The sequence below is a fragment of the Pseudomonas sp. B611 genome (assembly GCF_055407965.1).
Window position 1 is genome coordinate 43,254 of record NZ_JBUZST010000011.1, and the last position, 17,616, is coordinate 60,869.

General features: G+C 58.3%; 13 protein-coding genes. 5 read left to right on the forward strand and 8 right to left on the reverse strand.

Translation table 11 applies throughout. From position 1 onward, the window contains the following. Nucleotides 1-14 precede the first annotated feature (14 nt). The 5 genes from ACZRMO_RS21000 to ACZRMO_RS21020 all read right to left on the reverse strand — a co-directional run bounded on the left by ACZRMO_RS21000 (nucleotide 15) and on the right by ACZRMO_RS21020 (nucleotide 6,640). Nucleotides 15-3,629, reverse strand: a complete 3,615-nt coding sequence (locus ACZRMO_RS21000; protein WP_463974071.1) for a transporter substrate-binding domain-containing protein — start codon at nucleotides 3,627-3,629, stop codon at nucleotides 15-17. Nucleotides 3,630-3,635: 6 nt separating this feature from the next. Beyond that, complete coding sequence (locus ACZRMO_RS21005) at nucleotides 3,636-4,262, reverse strand: response regulator (protein WP_463974072.1); 627 nt, start codon at nucleotides 4,260-4,262, stop codon at nucleotides 3,636-3,638. 299 nt (nucleotides 4,263-4,561) lie between these two features. Further along, entirely contained in the window at nucleotides 4,562-5,278 is a 717-nt protein-coding gene (locus ACZRMO_RS21010; protein WP_124525159.1) for an MgtC/SapB family protein, read from the reverse strand. Between the two features lie 414 nt (nucleotides 5,279-5,692). Continuing rightward, entirely contained in the window at nucleotides 5,693-6,283 is a 591-nt protein-coding gene (locus ACZRMO_RS21015) for a GNAT family N-acetyltransferase (protein ID WP_463974073.1), read from the reverse strand. 12 nt (nucleotides 6,284-6,295) lie between these two features. Beyond that, on the reverse strand, nucleotides 6,296-6,640 hold the full coding sequence (locus ACZRMO_RS21020) for an FKBP-type peptidyl-prolyl cis-trans isomerase (protein WP_463974074.1): 345 nt from the start codon (nucleotides 6,638-6,640) through the stop codon (nucleotides 6,296-6,298). A gap of 259 nt (nucleotides 6,641-6,899) precedes the next feature. Between ACZRMO_RS21020 and ACZRMO_RS21025 the strand changes: the two genes are divergently transcribed. The 4 genes from ACZRMO_RS21025 to ACZRMO_RS21040 all read left to right on the forward strand — a co-directional run bounded on the left by ACZRMO_RS21025 (nucleotide 6,900) and on the right by ACZRMO_RS21040 (nucleotide 10,977). Further along, on the forward strand, nucleotides 6,900-7,787 hold the full coding sequence (locus tag ACZRMO_RS21025; protein WP_463974075.1) for a nitrilase family protein: 888 nt from the start codon (nucleotides 6,900-6,902) through the stop codon (nucleotides 7,785-7,787). 14 nt (nucleotides 7,788-7,801) lie between these two features. Next, entirely contained in the window at nucleotides 7,802-8,974 is a 1,173-nt protein-coding gene (locus ACZRMO_RS21030; RefSeq protein WP_463974076.1) for a hypothetical protein, read from the forward strand. Nucleotides 8,975-9,104: 130 nt separating this feature from the next. Beyond that, nucleotides 9,105-10,595: a PAS domain S-box protein gene (locus ACZRMO_RS21035; RefSeq protein WP_463974077.1), complete on the forward strand. Its 1,491-nt coding sequence runs from the start codon at nucleotides 9,105-9,107 to the stop codon at nucleotides 10,593-10,595. Between the two features lie 109 nt (nucleotides 10,596-10,704). Beyond that, nucleotides 10,705-10,977 (forward strand): DUF1652 domain-containing protein, encoded by a 273-nt coding sequence (locus tag ACZRMO_RS21040; RefSeq protein WP_124525165.1) that lies wholly within the window; start codon nucleotides 10,705-10,707, stop codon nucleotides 10,975-10,977. Here the strand turns inward: ACZRMO_RS21040 and ACZRMO_RS21045 are convergent. Next, nucleotides 10,940-12,133, reverse strand: coding sequence for an MFS transporter (locus tag ACZRMO_RS21045; RefSeq protein WP_463974078.1), 1,194 nt, complete (start codon nucleotides 12,131-12,133; stop codon nucleotides 10,940-10,942). The genes ACZRMO_RS21040 and ACZRMO_RS21045 overlap by 38 nt on opposite strands. Before the next feature lie 238 nt (nucleotides 12,134-12,371). Here ACZRMO_RS21045 and ACZRMO_RS21050 point away from each other — a divergent pair, with 238 nt between their 5' ends. Next, nucleotides 12,372-16,538, forward strand: coding sequence for a dermonecrotic toxin domain-containing protein (locus tag ACZRMO_RS21050; protein WP_463974079.1), 4,167 nt, complete (start codon nucleotides 12,372-12,374; stop codon nucleotides 16,536-16,538). Between the two features lie 81 nt (nucleotides 16,539-16,619). Here ACZRMO_RS21050 and ACZRMO_RS21055 read toward each other — a convergent pair whose 3' ends face one another. After that, entirely contained in the window at nucleotides 16,620-16,928 is a 309-nt protein-coding gene (locus tag ACZRMO_RS21055; protein WP_463974080.1) for an RcnB family protein, read from the reverse strand. Nucleotides 16,929-17,144: 216 nt separating this feature from the next. Continuing rightward, on the reverse strand, nucleotides 17,145-17,603 hold the full coding sequence (locus tag ACZRMO_RS21060) for an REP-associated tyrosine transposase (protein WP_463974081.1): 459 nt from the start codon (nucleotides 17,601-17,603) through the stop codon (nucleotides 17,145-17,147). Nucleotides 17,604-17,616 lie beyond the last annotated feature (13 nt).

Sequence of the window (17,616 nt, forward strand, 5' to 3'; positions counted from 1 at the left end):
CAGCCGAACGGTGATCAAGGTTGATTGCAATAAACGCTCAATGCCTGATGCAAATCACCGATTGCCGAACTGACATCGCCAACGGCTGAACCCAGCGCCTCCCGGTCTTGTTTCTCACACACCGCCTCCAGCCCTTCACAACAGGTGATCACGCCTTGTGCCTTGACCATGCGTGCGCCCCCTTTGACGCGGTGTGCAAGGTCGTGCAGCTTGGCAAAATCAAACGCGCGTTGCAGTGCCGGCAACAAGGCGAGGTCGGCCTCCAGGCTTTCAATCAGCGGGATCAACAGCTCTTTGAGGGCGTCACGATCATCCCCCGTCAATGCCGTCAGGGTACTCAGGTCAAACGTCGCCGGTGTACCCACCGGGGCACCGCGCGCGGCGCGCGGCGCGAGTACCGAGCGCAAGTCATCCAGGCCAGTGGGCTTGAACAGGCACCCGTCCATACCCGCGAGCCGACAGCGCTCGGCCTCCTCCGGCTGGGCATTGGCGGTGAACCCGAGCAATAGGCATGGCACCAGGCCTCGCTCCCGTTCCTGGGCGCGAATGTCGCGCGCCAACTGGTAACCGTTCTTCAACGGCATGTTGCAATCGGTGATGACCACGTCAAAGTGTCCTGCTTGCCAGAGTTGCCCCCCTTGAACACCGTCGTCGGCAGTGGTGATGTGGTGGCCCAGAAAACTCAGTTGCCGCGCCAGCAGCAGTCGATTGGCGCGATAGTCGTCGACCACCAGGATGTTCAACGCCAGGTTCGGCAAGTCATCCTCCACCACCGTTGACGCCTGGGCCGGCAACTGCGCCGACAGCGCCAGCACCAACCGCACATCGACCCGCGTGCCCTGGCCCATCACACTGCTCAAGTGCAACTGGCCACCGAGCATTTCGCACAAGCTGCGACTGATCACCAGGCCCAGGCCAGAGCCACTGCGTGCCGACTGCTCGGTATTGCTCCCCTGGATAAACGGGTTAAACAACCGCTGCTGATCCTCGGCACTGATGCCGATGCCAGTGTCTTGCACCCATAACCGCAGCGTCAGTTGACCTGCGGTCACAACCCCTTGGGCACCGAGTTGCACCTGTCCGCTGGCCGTAAACTTGATGGCATTGCTCAACAGGTTCGACACCACTTGCTTGAAGCGCAGCGGGTCGATCAGCACCGTACAGTCAATCACTGGATCGAGCTCAACCTGCAACGCCAGGCCCTTGGCTCGCGCTAGCCCCTCAAACACCCGCGACACCGACGCCAGCAACTCCTGCAGGTTCGCCGGCGCCAGGGCCAAGGACAGATGGCCGGATTCGATGCGGGCGATATCAAGAATGTCGCCAATAAGTTCCAACATGCTGCGCGAGGCCACCGACGCCACTTCCAGCGCATCGCGGTCGGCCCGGCCCTGCTCGGCGTTTTTCAAGGCCAGTTCGATCATGCCGATCACCGCGTTCATCGGCGTACGGATCTCATGGCTCATCGTCGCCAGAAAGGTGGTCTTCGCACGGTTGGCGGCGTCGGCGTCGTCCTTGGCCTCCTGCAACTGGCCCAACAGACGCTGGCGTTCACTCACATCCACCCAGCCCGCAATCATGCCCACCACACTGTCTTGGCCATCACGGTACGGCAGCATCCACTGGTAGATGGTCAGTACTTCACCACTGGGTACCCTGAGTATGCGGTCATGAATCTGCGGCTCGCCGCGCGCCATCAACTGCATATAGTCGTCATGAAAAGACTGGGCCTGAGGTGGGTTGCCGGTGTCCGTTTCCATTACGGTCTTGCCGATCACATCCTCCAGCTTGAAGCCGAACACATCGAGGTAGGCGTTGTTGCAGGCCATTAATCGGCCCTGGCGATCTCGCACATAGATCGGATGGGGCGTGCCATCGATCAACACACTCATGAAGCGCATCTGGTCGCTCAAAGCACGTTCAGCCTGGACTCGCGTGCGAATCAGGCGGCGCAGGTAAATGGCCCAGCCCAGGGTAACCAACAGCAACAACGCCGCCAGGCCGAACGCCTGGACGATTGCATTGCGATGACGTAGCCAGTAGCTATCACCGATGATCACTTCGCCGCGCCAGTGATTGGTCAGCTCATCCATTTCTTCGGGCGTGATGCTCAGCAGGGCCTTGTCGAGGATTGAATACAGCTCCAACTGGCTGCGATTGACACCAAAGGCAATCCGCGCGGACTCCGTACCCACCGTGCTGGTGATATGCAGCCGATCACGGTAATCACGCGCGATCATGTAGCGCGCACTGATCAGCGAAACAACGGTTGCATCGACACTCCCTTTGGCGACCAGCTCCAAGGCCTGTTCGGGGTTCTCCACATCGACAAACCCAATACCGGGATAGTCCGTAGCCATCTGCGCGGCGAGGCTGTTGCCACCGATAAACGCCACGCGCTTGCCGGGCAGATCCTCCAGCGTGACCACGCGTTCATCATCAGCACGCACCACCAACACGTAAGGATTGGACAGGTAAGGCCGAGTAAAACGCAGCTTCTCGGAGCGCGCGACGCTGGGGGTGATGACCGCTATCATATCCAGCTGGCCGACGCTGACTTGGTCAATTTGCCGAGGCAACGAACTGCCCTGCTCCACCTCGAACTTCAAGCCAGTGCGCAAGCTGATCCGTGACAACACTTCGGCACTCAACCCTTCGAACTGCCCTGTCTCATTGAAAAAAGACAGCGGGACGAACTTGTCGAGCACCGCCACCTTCACCCGTGGATGCTTCTCCAGCCAGCGCTGCTCACTGTCACTCAAGCGCAACCGGTCAGCCTCAAGGAAACCACTGCCGCCGGCACTCCATCGGCGCAGAATTTCCATCTGCTGGCCGGCCGGTATAGCAGCCAGCGCAGTATTGATGATGTTAAGCAGACGCTCGTTTTCCTTGCTGAAGGCGAACCCGAACGGGTTGACCTCCAGGGCAGAGAAATCTGCCATGCGTACGTTATTGAGATGATTCTTGTTGATCAGGTAGCGAGTGCTGATGACATCGCCCAGGTAGACGTCCGCCTGGCCAAATGCCACAGAGCCGATAGCCTGGTGGGTCGAGCCGTACAACAGCAATTGCGCCTTGGGGTAAAAGGCCTGGACAGCATCGGGTTGCATGTAGTGGTAAAGCATCGCTACGCGCTTGCCCGCCAGGTCAGCGGGCAACGACTGGCTGTCACCTGCACGGGTCACCAGCACCGGTTGATCACTGGCGTAGGAACGAGACAGGGCCAACTGTGGGTCGGCGGCCTCATAACCATTGGCCGACCCGACGAAATCCAACGCGCCCAGCTTGAGCGCCTCAATCAATTCATCACGGGTGTCGTAACGTCGCACCTCAATGGTGATATTCAGCGCCTGGGCGACCAACGCCGCATAATCAGCGGAGATGCCTTCAAGCTCATTATCATTGCTCATGTCGAATGGCGCGTAGTCAGGTGCCGAAACCCCCATCACCAACGTGCGCCGCTCACGCAGCCAGCGCCAATCCGCCTCAGCAAGCTGTACATCAGGTTTTTCAAGGGTGGAATGGCCGAGCAGGCGCAGAGTGTGTGGTTCATCCAGGGCCATCGCTACGGAGGGCAACAGCCCTATCAGCAGGATAGCCGTGAGTTTCACCAGCCGAAGGGTATTCATTTAGGATCAGATCAGATGGTTGCGCTGGGCGAATTTTGACAAATGCACCACCGACGACATACGCAACTTCTCCTTGAGGCGTGTCTTGTACGTACTGATCGTCTTGTGACTAAGCAACATGTCATCGGCGATTTCCTTGTTGCCCAGGCCCAGGGCCAGCTTCTGCAACACCATCAACTCACGGTCCGACAACGCGTCCACCAGCTCACGCTCAGTCGTTTGCAAATCATCTCGGCGTACCGAGCTGGTCGGCAGGCTGGGAAAGCAGCTGTAGTTGGACATTACGGCCTTTATCGCCTTTTGCAGTTCGTCCAACTCACCGGTCTTGGACACATACCCCATGGCTCCCGCACGCATGCAGCGCGTGGAAAAAAACACCGCCAGGTACGACGTGAGCACCAGGATCTTGCATGGCAAGCCCAACGCCTTCATCCGACTGATCACCTCCAAGCCTCCAAGCTTGGGCATCGCCAGATCGAGAATCACCAAGTCGGGGCGCACCTCGCGTGCAATCTGCATGGCATCAGCACCGTTGCCCGCCTCTAAGATTTTATCGAAGCCTTCCTGCTTCAGGAGATAGCGGACCGTGGCGCGAATAAACGGGTGATCATCCACAATTAAAGCTGTGCTCATAAACAAACCACCTGAGAGGACTAAGTAACCTGACACATCACACGGGAGCCAGGCACCTGTTAAAAATGACAGTTCCGACGAACGGCGCTGCACTCCATCGAGGCGCATGCCAGGCAGAGCCTGGTCCCTCCAATTCCACAACACCCTCGAGAACGCGAGGCCGTGCCATTGCTGCCGGGTAGCGGCAAGCGCGCAACCTTAACAACGGCGGGATGTTTGAATTGAAGGGATAGTCCTGACTGCATGTAGGACTTTTCCTCACAAAAGCATAGTCAACGCTATGCCCGACAGCCGGCGTACTAGTCGGTGGTACTTGGGCTCCAGAACGCCTGCACCACCAGGGTCGAGGTGGAAATACGCGCCACCAGCGCGTCCAGCTCATCACCGTCAACGGACGTCACGGCCAAGGTGGCTTCGATCTCCACCTCATCGCTGCCAAACGGGCGCACGTCCACATCACTGGCGGGGTAGTTGCAGCGTGCAAGTTCTGCCTCCAGCAAGGCCAGCACCGCCTTTTGCTGGGTACGCCGCGCGATGACATACAGAATGTTGGTCACCTCGGCCGACACCACATCCAGCGGCTGGCGGTTGATGTTATTGACGATCGGCCGCAGCAGAGTATTGGCCGCCAGCACAAACAAGGTGCCCAGCAACGCTTCGAGAATCAGGTCGGCACCGGCACAGGCCCCTACCGCGGCCGACGCCCATAGCGTGGCAGCGGTGTTGAGGCCACGCACATTGCCTTCCTCGCGCATGATCACGCCGGCACCCAGAAAGCCGATGCCCGACACGACGTAGGCCACCACCCGCACCGCACCTTCCGCGCCGCCCAGGCGGTTGGCCATATCGACAAAAATCGCCGCGCCCACTGCCACCAGCACATTGGTACGCAAACCCGCCGTGCGCTGCCGGTACTGGCGCTCGAAACCGATGAGGCCACCGAGGATAAACGCCGCGGACAGGCTGACCAGGGTATCGACCAGGGAATTGAGGTTGATGTTATTGATTGCTTGCATGAAAAAACTCCATGAATGCGGCGGCAAATGGGAGATGCCGCCGCACGGCTTTGCAGAAACGGGAGTTTCGGGCAGCAGGTCACACACCGGGGTTACCCAGGTGTTGGTCAGCGTCGATGAGAGGGATTCAGGCAGGCGCCAGGACTGGCTGCTGCCGGGATGCCGCTTCTCGCTTGCAGGGCGAGACAACGGCATCGAAAGATGCGCGTTACCTTGCCAAGGCTGTGCCGGTTACCAGGACCGGCCGACGACTGTCGCTCGAACAAGTACCCACTGAGGGTCTCCGCTATTGATAAAAACGCGCGAAGCTTACGCCCCGACTGCGCGAGAGTAAACCGTAGGAAAGTGTCCGTATTGTGAACAGGAAACTTCTTCAGAATGGGTTCAGGAACCACGCTCTTGAACCCAGACGGATCAGGGGCGATCCCTAACCACCAACGCCAGGTAATCCTCGACCTGACCACCCGCCAGCGCCTTGACCTGAATCGACACCCTGTTCACCTGCCGCCCCATCGTGATCCCCTCACGAGTACGCACTTGCACGTACCCAAGCCTGGGCCAGAAGCGCTCGGCCTTGGTATTGCCGATGACTACCGTCAACCGCAGCCACTGAGCCCCTTGCTCGGCAGCCCAGCATTCGAGATCCGCGTGCAGCCGCTGAGCCAGCCCAGTGCCATGCAAATGCGCACCCACCAGCAGCAAGCCGATATGCCACACACCGACCGCCAACAAATCCGCCGCGATGTTCACCACGGCAACCAACCGGCCTTCGGCATCGCGATAACCCAGCCAGTACATCCGAGTACAACGCCACCCCGCCGGCAACGCGCCCTGCAACTCTTCACGCGCCTCGGTCGGCGTGGCGGCCTCGCCGTTGACCGCGATGAAATACGCCGGCGCCTGCTCAAAAAACCGTTGCAACTCGGCTTCATCGCGATCGCCCAACTCAACCACGCGAATGCCCTCAGCGGTGCAACTCGGCAACACCTGTCGATCAACGTCCATGTTCACCCCGCCTCATTCATCCCGCGTCAGCACTTCCAACAATTCGATCTCAAAGCGCAGATGGCTGCCGGGCTTGATATGCGCGCCCATCGAGCGCTCGCCGTAGGCCAGGTGTGCCGGCACAAACAGCGTGCGTATGCCACCCACCTGCATGCCCATCAAGCCTTGATCCCAGCCTTTGATGACACGTCCGGTGCCGATCACACACTGAAAGGGTTTACCGCGCTCCCAGGATGAGTCGAACACCGTACCGTCTTCCAACGTGCCCGTGTATTGGGTGGTGATCAGCGCGCCCTTGACCACGGTTTTACCGTCGCCCAGACGGATATCGGTGATCTGGAGTTCGTCGTTGCTCATGGGGGCCTCGCTGGATGTGTGGAGGGTGGGTTTTTCCCAGAACTGAGTGGGTTTGGCAAGCGTAGAGAATGTCGGCGTTGTGGCGCTCCCCTTTGGCTCGCATGCAACCTACCAAGGAGAGAATCATCTCTGGATAAAGCGCAAACCAGGAAATGCACCACAACACTACAAGAACCATCTGACTCCCATTTAAAAACTCCGTCGCCTCTTATAAACATTCAACCACTTTGGGTTGCATAACAATAAGAGGTCACCTTCCATGAGCGAACCTACAAGCCCTGCCCGCGTAGCTGTCATCCAGTTTGACCCTCAGGTCGGCATGGCCAATCGAGCAGATAATTTACGCCAGAGCCTCGCCTTGGCAACCGAAGCTGCAAATGGCGGCGCCAATCTGATCGTACTGCCAGAACTCTCCAACTGCGGCTACTTCTTCAGTAGCCGCCAGGACGCTTACGATCATGCGGAGCCGGTTCAGAATGGCGCGAGCGTGAGCGCTTGGATTGAGTTCACGCGTAAGCATCAGGTGTATCTGGTGGCTGGCCTGAACGAAGTCGATGGCGTGCAGCTATTCAACACTGCCGTGCTATTAGGACCCGATGGGTTCATCGGCAAGTATCGCAAAGCGCATTTGTGGAACTTGGAAAAACTCTGGTTCACTCCCGGCGATACCGGTTTTCCAGTATTTGAAACACCCATCGGCCGCATAGGTTTATTGATCTGCTGGGACATCTGGTTCCCGGAGGTGCCGCGAATTCTCAGCCAGCAAGGCGCGGATATCATATGCAGCCTGAACAACTGGGTGTGGACACCACCGCCACTGTTCGACGAGGCAGGCAAATGCATGGCGTCCTACCTCACGATGACCGCAGCCCATGTGAACAATGTATTTATCGCAGCCGCCAGCCGTATTGGCGAAGAGAGGGACGCTCGTTATCTCGGGTGTTCGTTGATTGCCGGGACAAATGGCTGGCCGATCGGCGCCGTGGCTTCCGCCAATCGACAGGAAATCCTGTTTGCGGATATCGACATCACCAGTGCTCGGAGCGCGCCTATATGGAACAGCTTGAATGACCTGCAACGTGATCGACGCATTGATCTCTACGATCAAATGCTCGGGTATTCCCAGCATCGCGCCCTGCCGCGCTAAGTTGAGGAGTGATCATGGAAACGCTCCTTCCACCCAGCAAAAACAGCCGATCAGTAACGGACATGATAGTTCTGACCGCGGGATTTATCAGTGCGTTACTCGTGATCTTGGTTGCATTCAATCACCGGGATTCCTGGCCAGATTATGGTGAGATGGTCGAGAGCCTGCCTCATCCCGTTGCGTGGCTAAGATGGGTACTCGGGGATATCAGTGAAGTTGCCTTCTACAAACATGAACTCGCATCACTCGGCCTACTCAGCGGCGCATATCTGGCTTGGTGGGCAAATAAGCGCGGGAAAGCCTGGCAAGGCTTTGCCATTTCCTACGGTACCGGGTTATGGCCCTGGCTCATCACCAGTTCACTCATGGGCCTGCTGCTAAGCAATTTGCTGTGGGGCTGGAGCGTCACCGCCGAGACGTGGCAACCGACATTCGCAGCATTTGTTTCCTTGCCCGCGGCAATGGTGCTGATGTTTGGTGGCGGCTGGAAGGTCACGCTCAATGGTGCCGTGTTGGGGGCTTTGCTCGTAACGCCGATGTGTTTGTTGATCGTGAACTTCGTGTGTACGCCATTGGGTTTGCCGGCGGTGATTGGCAATGTGTTGGGCATGGCTGTGGGCAGCGTCATAGCGTTTGCGCTGTGTCGTCGCGTTCCCTCAATAGTGCGCTCGGACTACATCACACTAGTCAAATCCCCGCCTGCGAAACCGTCCAACTACGGTGTCGTCTGGAGCCTGCGCCGGGTTCTCGCAGACTTTTCTGAAGCGCCATTTTTCGGAAACGAGTTAGCCAGTATCGGGCTGCTGGCAGGCGTGCTGCTCGCCTATGCTCTAAACCCCACGAGCCCGGCTTATGGATCGGGGCTGGTATTGCATCTGATCAGTGCGCAAGCCCTGACTTCAGCGCTGGGCGTCGTCATCTGGCGGCATCAGTGGATCAAGCGGGGCTGGTATCCGACTTATGTGCCATTGGTGTCGGTAGTGCCTGCAACGGTGTTGACCCATGGCGGCAGTTGGATGGTGATCGGCTCAAGTGCGCTGCTGGGTGCACTCATCGCACCGCCGTTGGCCTGCGCCATTTCAGCGAAATTGCCAGCACACTTTCACCCCTATATCGGCAATGTGCTGTCCATGGCGCTAAGCACGTTACTGGTAGTGCCGACGGTAGGCTGGCTGATCTTAGCCTGAGACCATCACTTTGCCTGATCCGAATGCACCCATTGCGTTGGTGCATTCACCCCCCCATGCGCAGCAATTGCGCTGCACTATCCTGAACCCCAAGTGTCGTACTCCCATGCGCCCAACCGCCGGAGCCCCCATGACCCAAGATGTCCTCGCCAAAGAAACCAACCGCCGCCAGTTGCAGCAGATCATCTCCGGCCTGTCCGACGGGATCATCCTCGCCGAGGTCGACCAGACCATCCTCTGGGCCAATGAAGCCGCACTGAGCATGCACGGTGTTGATAACGTCGAGGCGCTGGGCGCCAACACCCAGGAATACGCCGAACGCTTCGCCCTGCGTTATCGCAACAACCACCCCGTGCTGCTGGAAAACTATCCCCTCGCCCGTGCAGCCGCGGGCGATGAATTCAGCGATGTGGTGGTGGAAGTCACGCCCACCGACGATACGGACAAGACCTGGGTTCACCGCTTGCGCAGCCTGGTGATCAGCGACTCTCGCGGCGATCCTGAGTTGCTGGTGCTGATCCTCAGCGACGCCACCGAATGGGCCAGCGCCGAGCAGCGCTTCGAAAAAACCTTTAATGCCAACCCGGCACCCGCCGTGATCTGTCGCCTCAGCGACCTGCGCTACATCAAGGTCAACCAGGGGTTTCTGGAGATGACCGGCTACAACCGCGACCAGGTCATCGGCAAATCCGTCTATGAGCTGGACGTGCTGGAACAGGCCGAGCGCAAGGACCTGGCCATCCAGCGCCTGGGCGAAGGTGCCACCATCCCACAGATGCAGGCCGAGCTGAGGCTGCCCGAGGGCGGCAGCAAGCTGGTGATCGTCGCCGGCCAGCCGCTGGACATGAACGAGGAAGACTGCATGCTGTTTTCCTTCACCGACCTGGAGCCGCGCCGCAAGGCGGAAATCGCCCTGCGCCAGAGTGAAGAACGCTTCGCCAAGTCGTTCCGCCTCACGCCCGTCCCCACCCTGGTGTGCAGCGCCGACAATCGCCAGGTGGTGGACGTCAACGAAGCCTTTATGAGCATCACCGGCTATATCAGTGAAGAGCTGATCGGCAAAGCCATCGAAGACATCGACTTTATCGACAGCCCCCAAGCGGGGGCGCAGTTGTTTGCCACCCTGGAAAAGTCCGGCAACCTCGACGGCCAGGACCTCAAGGTGCGCAAGAAAGGTAACGAGGTGATCGACTGCGTGGTGTCTGCCGACACCGTGATCATCGAGGACGTGCCCTGCTACCTGCTGGTGCTGATGAACATCACCGAACGCAAACGCTCGGAGCTGGAACTGGTGGCGGCCATTGAGGAAGTGATGCAGGACGCCTCCTGGTTCAGCCAGACACTGATCGAGAAACTGGCCAACGCCAAAAGCGTCAACAGCCCCAATCTGCCGAACGTCGCCTTTACCGACCTGACTGCCCGCGAGCGCGATGTACTGGGCTTGATCTGCGAAGGCCTGGCCGACAAGGAGATCGCCTCGCGCCTGAAACTGGCGCCCAACACTGTGCGCAACCATGTGGCCACGGTGTACTCCAAGCTCGGCGTACACAGCCGCAGCGCGGCCATCGTCTGGGCCCGTGAACGCGGGTTGTTTGCCGGTGAACTGCGGCTTAAAAAGTAAGCCCTTGAAGTGCAAATGCACTAGTACGCCTAGTGCGAATTCGCCTTATGGCGCACACGGGCAATCAATAACCTTCAGGTGTCGAAGTTCATGCCCTGAAGGAACCCGCATGTTTACCCTCTCTCAACTGCGAAATTGCATCGAAGAAGGCCTGTCGCCACTGACGTGTGAATTCACCCTGTGCCGGGACGCGTCGCTGACCCTCAAGGTCTACGACCTGGATACCGGCCGGGTAGACCTGGTGGTGACCGGGATCAGCACCAACCGGCTGCAGACCCCGCAAGAAGTGGAAAAAATGGTGGAGGAGCTGCGCTACGAACTGCACAGCAACACCGTCGGCAAGCTCACGCTGGAGGACTGGCCTTCAGCGACGCCCCAATGAAATAGAACACCCCGCCGCCCACGATAAACGCCCCCAGCATGTAGAACATGTAGTGGGCCGGCTGGCTGGCCAGTACCAGGCCACACAACACCGGCCCCAGGGCGGCACCGAGGTTGGACAGGTTCTGCGCGCCGTAGTACATGCCGCGCAGGTGGTCCGGGGCGATACGGTCGATAAACATATACTCGGCCGGGAACACGATAATCTCCCCCACCGTAAACACCGCCATCGCCAGCACCCACCACAGCACGCTGGTGGACAGCGCAAAGCCGATCAACCCCAACATGAACATGCTCAAGCCGAAAATCAGCCACTGGCTCAGGTGGCGGTGGGAAATTCGTCGGCCAATCACATACTGCAAGGCAATCACCAGCACGGCGTTGGTAGTAAGGACGGCGCTGATGACGGTGTAGGTGTATTCCGCAGTGGTGGTGGTCACCAGATATTGCGACAGGTAGGCCGTGAACTGGCCGAACACCACGGCACTGAGCAGCCCGCCCACGGTGAAGCACACCAGCCGGTGATCCTTCAACAGCACGCGGCCAACGGCCACAAACGACACCGGCTTCTGCGTCGCGTCAACCGTGGTCAGCGTGCGGTCGCCCCAGCGCCAGTACAGCAGGAAAAAAACCACCCCCAACAGCGCCGACAGGATAAACGGCAGGCTGATATCCAACTTGGCCACCACTGCCCCGAACGCCGGCCCCACGGCATAGCCAATGTTGGTCAGGGTGTACTTGATGGAAAACACTTCACTGCGCGCCTCTTCCGGCAACAGGCTGGCAAAGCCGGCCTTCACGGCGATGTCGATGACCGCATAAGCCAGGTTGATCAGGATCAGGCAGCTGTAGAACGCCCAGATGTTCTGCGCGAGCAGCGTACCGATAAACCCCAGCACAAACAGCACACTCAGGCCAAGCAGCAGCCGGTAGCTATTGATGCGGTCGACAAGAAAGCCGCCGTATACGCTGAGCAATGAACCGACGATCAATGAACTGCCGATCACCAGGCCGACCTGGGTGATGTCCAGGGCGAAGTGGCTGGTCAGGTAAATCACAAGATAGGGAAACGTGATTGCCTTGGCCAATGTCAGCATCAACGTGGCGGACAGCAACAGGTTCACGGTACGCGGGTAGTTTCTTATTGTGGCAAGCATCCTGCTCTCGTTCTTTCAAGGTGAAGCGGTCAGTAAGGTCGATCACCTTAACGCAGTAGCGCGCGAGCACGTAAGTGCTACCTCACGATGTCGCTCATTGAGCTACCTGTGTATGGCATTTGAGGGCCAGCGATACGACAGGATGACTGCTCAATCCTCTCTACTGGTCCCGCCCATGCAATCCCGATCAGCCCCATCGTCCCCACTGCTGGAATCCTTGAACGCCAGGGATGCGCTGTTGAAATCCCGACTTACCGAAAAAATCCTCGCACTGAATGACGAGGTACTCGACAAATTAACGCAACAGCCGACCTTTTCCCTGTTTGTGCAACGTGCCTTCAACCGAACCTTTGCAACACTGCCAACCCCTCTGGATGTAAATAACACATTCATCAAAGTCGGCGCCGATACATCGCTCACGAGCCAACTCTCCAATACGGGAAAACTGACACCGATACTGCCTACGCTGATGGAGGCTGTGGCGCAAAGGATCGTGAGCAACACCCCCACCACCTATACCCATCGTGCGGTGAGCTTTCACCTCTCCCTTAATACCGAGGACGAGGCTGAACCCGTCACAGGCATCACCGCTGACGCATTCGCAGACTTTCTCAACACCCTGGCGAGTGGGCTGGACACACAGTTCAACGCGTACTTGGACGAATTCTGGAACGGCCCAGTCAACCTGACCGAGGTCCGTACCTGCAAGGAATGGGTGGCCGAAAAACGCCTCGAAATAATGAAAAACGAAGTAGCGCTGCTCAAGGCCGACGGTGTGCTGGAGGCCTCGGATGAATTGTTGCTCACCCAGCTCACACAACATCCGGATGCGCTATCGCGCGCGGCTTTACCCGGCTACCGGCCTTGCGCTTACGGGCTGGCCATCAACGATAAACTGTCCACTGACATTCCTCTGTACGGCGCGTTCGTCATCACCTCGCGAGACCAGGATGACGCCACGGTTCACCCCGAAGCTGACCGCCCCGCTCCACAGGTGCGCGACATCGTTGTCGCAACCAACGTTGGCAGCGTCATGCTGTTTCTTCCAGGCAGCGGCTTCGAGAGATTCGACTCCCTGGCCAGCCTTGACCAGGAACTGCATCGGCGGTTGAACAGCCCACTGGAATTCCCAGGCTTCATGGAACTGATGGAAGAAAAGGATCGCGCGACGGGCCTCGCGTTTCATCAACAACCGAGCACACGTGATCGGTTTCGCTACATCGAAAAGCTGGAGTCGATTTTCACCTACAGCCTCGATTCGCTTTACGTGCAGCTGCAGGCGCAATTCACCTGGATGGTGGCCCACTATCAAAGACAAAAAGATGACATCGACAGTGCTCACCTGCCTGCAAGCCTCGACCGCGTGGCCGACTTTGCTCGCGCCTTCGACGCCAGTGGTGTTCTAACCGCCAGAGTGCGAAAACAGATCCAACGGGACCTCCGACAGTTTCTCAAAGACGCCACCCCCACAGAGAAGCAGGAGTGGGAGGCCGCCGTGCGCGACTACAGCGACTATTTGCGCACGCTCGACACAGCGGGCGGGCTTCCCTCGCTGTCGCAGTACAGTGACCGGCAAACCTTGCTGGCCTACAGCAATGATCAACTGCACCAGGAACTGGAGGCTGAATACGGCCTTACCGTAAACCCGGACGACATAATCGTCCACACCAAAAGCTACGTGATTCGGCAAACGGGTGCCTACGTGGTCGGCTCAAAGCCGCTCCCGCCAGAGCCGGGTTCCAAGGTATTCAAATCGCGTAAGCGAACATTGACCCAACTGGCCCTGGAAAACGTGGAATGGATCGACCTCAACTTCATCAACTTCTCAAGGCTGACCAATAGAGACCAAACACCCTTTACTGCGTTGTCCGTCACCCAGGTCAAAGATTTGATACGCAAAGTCAACATCGGCGACAGCTACGACCGTTTTTTGAAAGAACGCCTGATGACCTCCGAAGCGGCAAAGATCGAGCAGCAAAGCTTCACGCAGGTGATGGCTCTGCAAATACGGGTCGATGCGCTGGAGGCGAAAATTGCTCGCGACTTCCTCCCTGACAGGCTCGACCGAGGTTTCAACTGGGTAATGAGTGTGCTCGCGGGGCCCACCGATGACGACAAGCGGCGTAAGGTCGAAGAACATCGAATTACCGTCAGCAGCTTGAGATTACGCGGCGAGAGAGTCCGCGGCGTATTGGTTTTTTCAACCGCCTCCCAGAATGTCGCCTCAAAGGTGGTGTACACCCCGCAAGCCAGCGGCGGTCGGTTGTTCCATGAGTACGCCGACGCTTCAAGCATGCACCGCGACTTCATTAACCACAGTGCCTGGCGTGAGTACCTGATTGAACGCACAACGCTGAGCGCCCGAACCAGGATTCGCAGCGTATTGAACGGCGGTGCCGGGGAGTCCGTCATAGCGCTTACGCGGATCGCCGATAATTTCCTGGAAGAAGCCTATGCAATAGAAGCTTCGACCATCATCAACGATGCCGGCGCCCAATCCACCAGCACACAGGAGGCCAATGTCGCGTCCGCCACGACCCTGATCACTGCGGCATTGGACGTCGCAACCATGCTTTTCCCGGTCAAGATCATGCTGCCAATCGGGTTGGCCAGAAGCATTCTGTCGGTGATCAACGCCGTAGAAGCCGCGCAACTGGGTGATCGTGAGACGGCGGCCCACTACGTCGTGCGCGCATTGGGCGAGCTGCTGGGCGCCGTGATCGACGGTGCCGTGGGTGCTGGCACTTTACGTTCGACCCCAGCCCTGCGCCCATCACCCTCCGGGCTAGACCCCAAACTGTCACTGGCAAAGAAGCCAGAAGGTATAACCCCCCTTACGGGATGGGAGTCACATCAAATCTACGTGCGCGATGTGGTCGAGCCAAACACCTTTCAAGCCCCACAGCATTTCCTGCTGGAGAAAAGCCGCTGGTATTCCATACGTCGTGACAGCGACGCCGAAATATGGCGGCTCAGGGACCCACGTCGTGCCCAAGGCACCTACAAAGGCGATCCGTTGTATCGCAACAGCGGGGGCTCGTGGGAAATCCGTTCGCCCGGGTTAAGTGGCGAAGGCTTGGGACTACTGGGTGGCGCGCCAACACCGACTGCTGCGCAAAGGGCATTGATGGACCTGTTCCCGTATCTGGACCAAGAGCAGGCTCGGCACGTGTTTTCTTCGTTTATTTTCCCTGTCGCCCGTGTACAGGAACTCGAAATGTCATTGGTCCATCATTTGCGAACATCGCTGTCCGTGCCGAGCGGCTATCAACGCTATCTTTTTCTCGTTACCCCCGAGCAGTTTATTGCACGGGTCAGAGGGCGGCGGCCATCGAGCACGGTAACGCCAAGCCCAGTGGAGCCGACGCCTGGGCCAAGCCGCTTGGCTACCGGACAGCCGAGACGTTCACGGCCTGACGAAGAGCGCTTTGTGGATTGGGGGCAAACCCTGGATGCCACGGCGCTGGCTGCGGTACCAGAACGCCCGCAGATCTGGCGCGGGACGGCGCCGCAAGCAGGCGCTAACGCGCCAGAATACATTCAGATAGATGGCCGCCACTACGCAATCCTGCCGGGCGGCAGTATGCAAACTGGCGCAGTGTTGGTGCCAAACAACCTCCGATATTCCAGGTTCATTGATTTTGAGGACATCCTTCACTACAACCTTTTCGATCAGCCCCGGCCTGTGGGGTACAGCGCTTCGCTGTCAACCTGGATGATCGGGTTCGTACCCTTTCGCCGTACGCTGACCACCTACATCCGGGAGGCTTTCCCTTTCTTTTCCGATCGAAGCGCGAGGCAAATCGCCGAGGCTCTATTCACCAACACCAACCCGTCAGGGCTATCCTCCAACGGCTATTCACGCCTGTTGAACACCATACGGGACTGGAGAACCTGGTCGATCAGGCCGTCGGTGACACCGAGCGATCCGCTCTTGTTGCTCAACCGACACCCACTTGCATACAACCAAAACTTTTGGACGTTAACCCCCAGTCCAAATCGGTTCACCCTGCTGGAGTTGAACACTTCTCGCGTCCCGGGAGTCCTCGCAGCCCAAGCGTTCCTACATCAAAACGATGTGACAACCCGGGCACTCATGAGCACCATTTTGAGGAACAGCGGGTATGAAGTATTTGAGCTCGCAGCACCGGACCACTTCCTCTTCAGGCGCACCGGGCACACCACCGTCTATTGGCTTTCGTTGCGTAGAACACCGTCGAACACGCTCGCTTACCGGAACTACATCGAACCAAGTCCGCAACGCAACAGCTTTCAGAATTTGCCGACAGGGCTTCGGGCAATGGCGTCACTGGCGCATGCCAACGGTAGCTTTGTACCCTTGATCGGGGTCTTGCGGGTCAATCGAAGAGCACACGTGGTGACACCCTTTATTTTTATGCCTTAAGGTCAACTGAGCAAAACCGATCAGGGCCTACCGACTCCGCCCCCCTGATCGGCGACCCGACATCATGTCACTGTAAACACCTCACTTTTTGACTGGGGTGATCTCAAGGATCGTACCGTTGGTGGTCTTGAGCAGTACGAATTTATCCCCCACCCGCGCCCATTGGCTGTCGGCTTCTGGCTGCTTGAGGCCACGTTTTTTCCAATCGCTGACGGCCGATTCCTTGCGCATCAGGATATCCGGGGCGCGGTCGCCTTCTTTCAAGTCACGGGTGTTGATGTTGGAAGGCTGCACGGTTTCCTGCGGGGTATCACCGGCCTGCGCGACAAAACTGGCAGTGGATAGGCTGGTGGCGACCAGCAGGCAGGCAACGAGGGATTTGGCTTTCATGGGTGCTCCTTCAATGAATGGTGCGTACCCAGGTTCCGACCGCTGCTGCGCGGGATCATTCAATCAAGCCTCTGTGGCGAGGGAGCTTGCTCCCGCTGGGCTGCGCAGCAGCCCCAAAAACCCCCACCGAGAACTGCCTGGAAAACCTCGGCGTATGAGTTGGGGCCGCTTCGCGGCCCAGCGGGAGCAAGCTCCCTCGCCACAGGGGGGTAACCGTCATAACCAGGATGCATCCCACAATGGGTAGTCGCCAATATGCTCGACCAATCCCCCTCGCAAGGGGTTGCCGATGATGTAGCGGGCGATTTGAATCAGGTCTTCTTCAGCACGCGCCGCGCGGTCATGGTATCCGCTTTGCCAAAAAGCACCCCACGTACCACTGGCCCGATTGATCGTTAAAGTACTTCTGGATTTCACTCGCCGCATAACCTGGGGTAACGCCGCCTCTCGTAACTCAAACAGCCAGTGGAAATGGTCCGGCATGATGACCCACGCGAGAGAGCTGACCAGACCAAGGTCATGGGCCTGCCTGAACTCTGCAACCAGTAATCGTCCCAGGTAGAAGTCGGTAAACACTGGCCGCCGTTGATAAACCACCGCGGTCACCAGATAAGCACGACCTGATTCTGAATAACGGCCACGACGTAACAGATGAGAGTTGGGTTTCTGAAGCAATTCACTGCTCCCG

Bases quoted from the DNA above. Each gene is read 5' to 3' on its own strand.
- ACZRMO_RS21055 (WP_463974080.1), bottom strand. From the start codon at position 16,928: ATGAAAGCCAAATCCCTCGTTGCCTGCCTGCTGGTCGCCACCAGCCTA.
- ACZRMO_RS21045 (WP_463974078.1), bottom strand. From the start codon at position 12,133: ATGCTTGCCACAATAAGAAACTACCCGCGTACCGTGAACCTGTTGCTG.
- ACZRMO_RS21015 (WP_463974073.1), bottom strand. From the start codon at position 6,283: ATGGACGTTGATCGACAGGTGTTGCCGAGTTGCACCGCTGAGGGCATT.
- ACZRMO_RS21010 (WP_124525159.1), bottom strand. From the start codon at position 5,278: ATGCAAGCAATCAATAACATCAACCTCAATTCCCTGGTCGATACCCTG.
- ACZRMO_RS21025 (WP_463974075.1), top strand. From the start codon at position 6,900: ATGAGCGAACCTACAAGCCCTGCCCGCGTAGCTGTCATCCAGTTTGAC.
- ACZRMO_RS21035 (WP_463974077.1), top strand. From the start codon at position 9,105: ATGACCCAAGATGTCCTCGCCAAAGAAACCAACCGCCGCCAGTTGCAG.
- ACZRMO_RS21000 (WP_463974071.1), bottom strand. From the start codon at position 3,629: ATGAATACCCTTCGGCTGGTGAAACTCACGGCTATCCTGCTGATAGGG.
- ACZRMO_RS21030 (WP_463974076.1), top strand. From the start codon at position 7,802: ATGGAAACGCTCCTTCCACCCAGCAAAAACAGCCGATCAGTAACGGAC.
- ACZRMO_RS21040 (WP_124525165.1), top strand. From the start codon at position 10,705: ATGTTTACCCTCTCTCAACTGCGAAATTGCATCGAAGAAGGCCTGTCG.
- ACZRMO_RS21020 (WP_463974074.1), bottom strand. From the start codon at position 6,640: ATGAGCAACGACGAACTCCAGATCACCGATATCCGTCTGGGCGACGGT.
- ACZRMO_RS21005 (WP_463974072.1), bottom strand. From the start codon at position 4,262: ATGAGCACAGCTTTAATTGTGGATGATCACCCGTTTATTCGCGCCACG.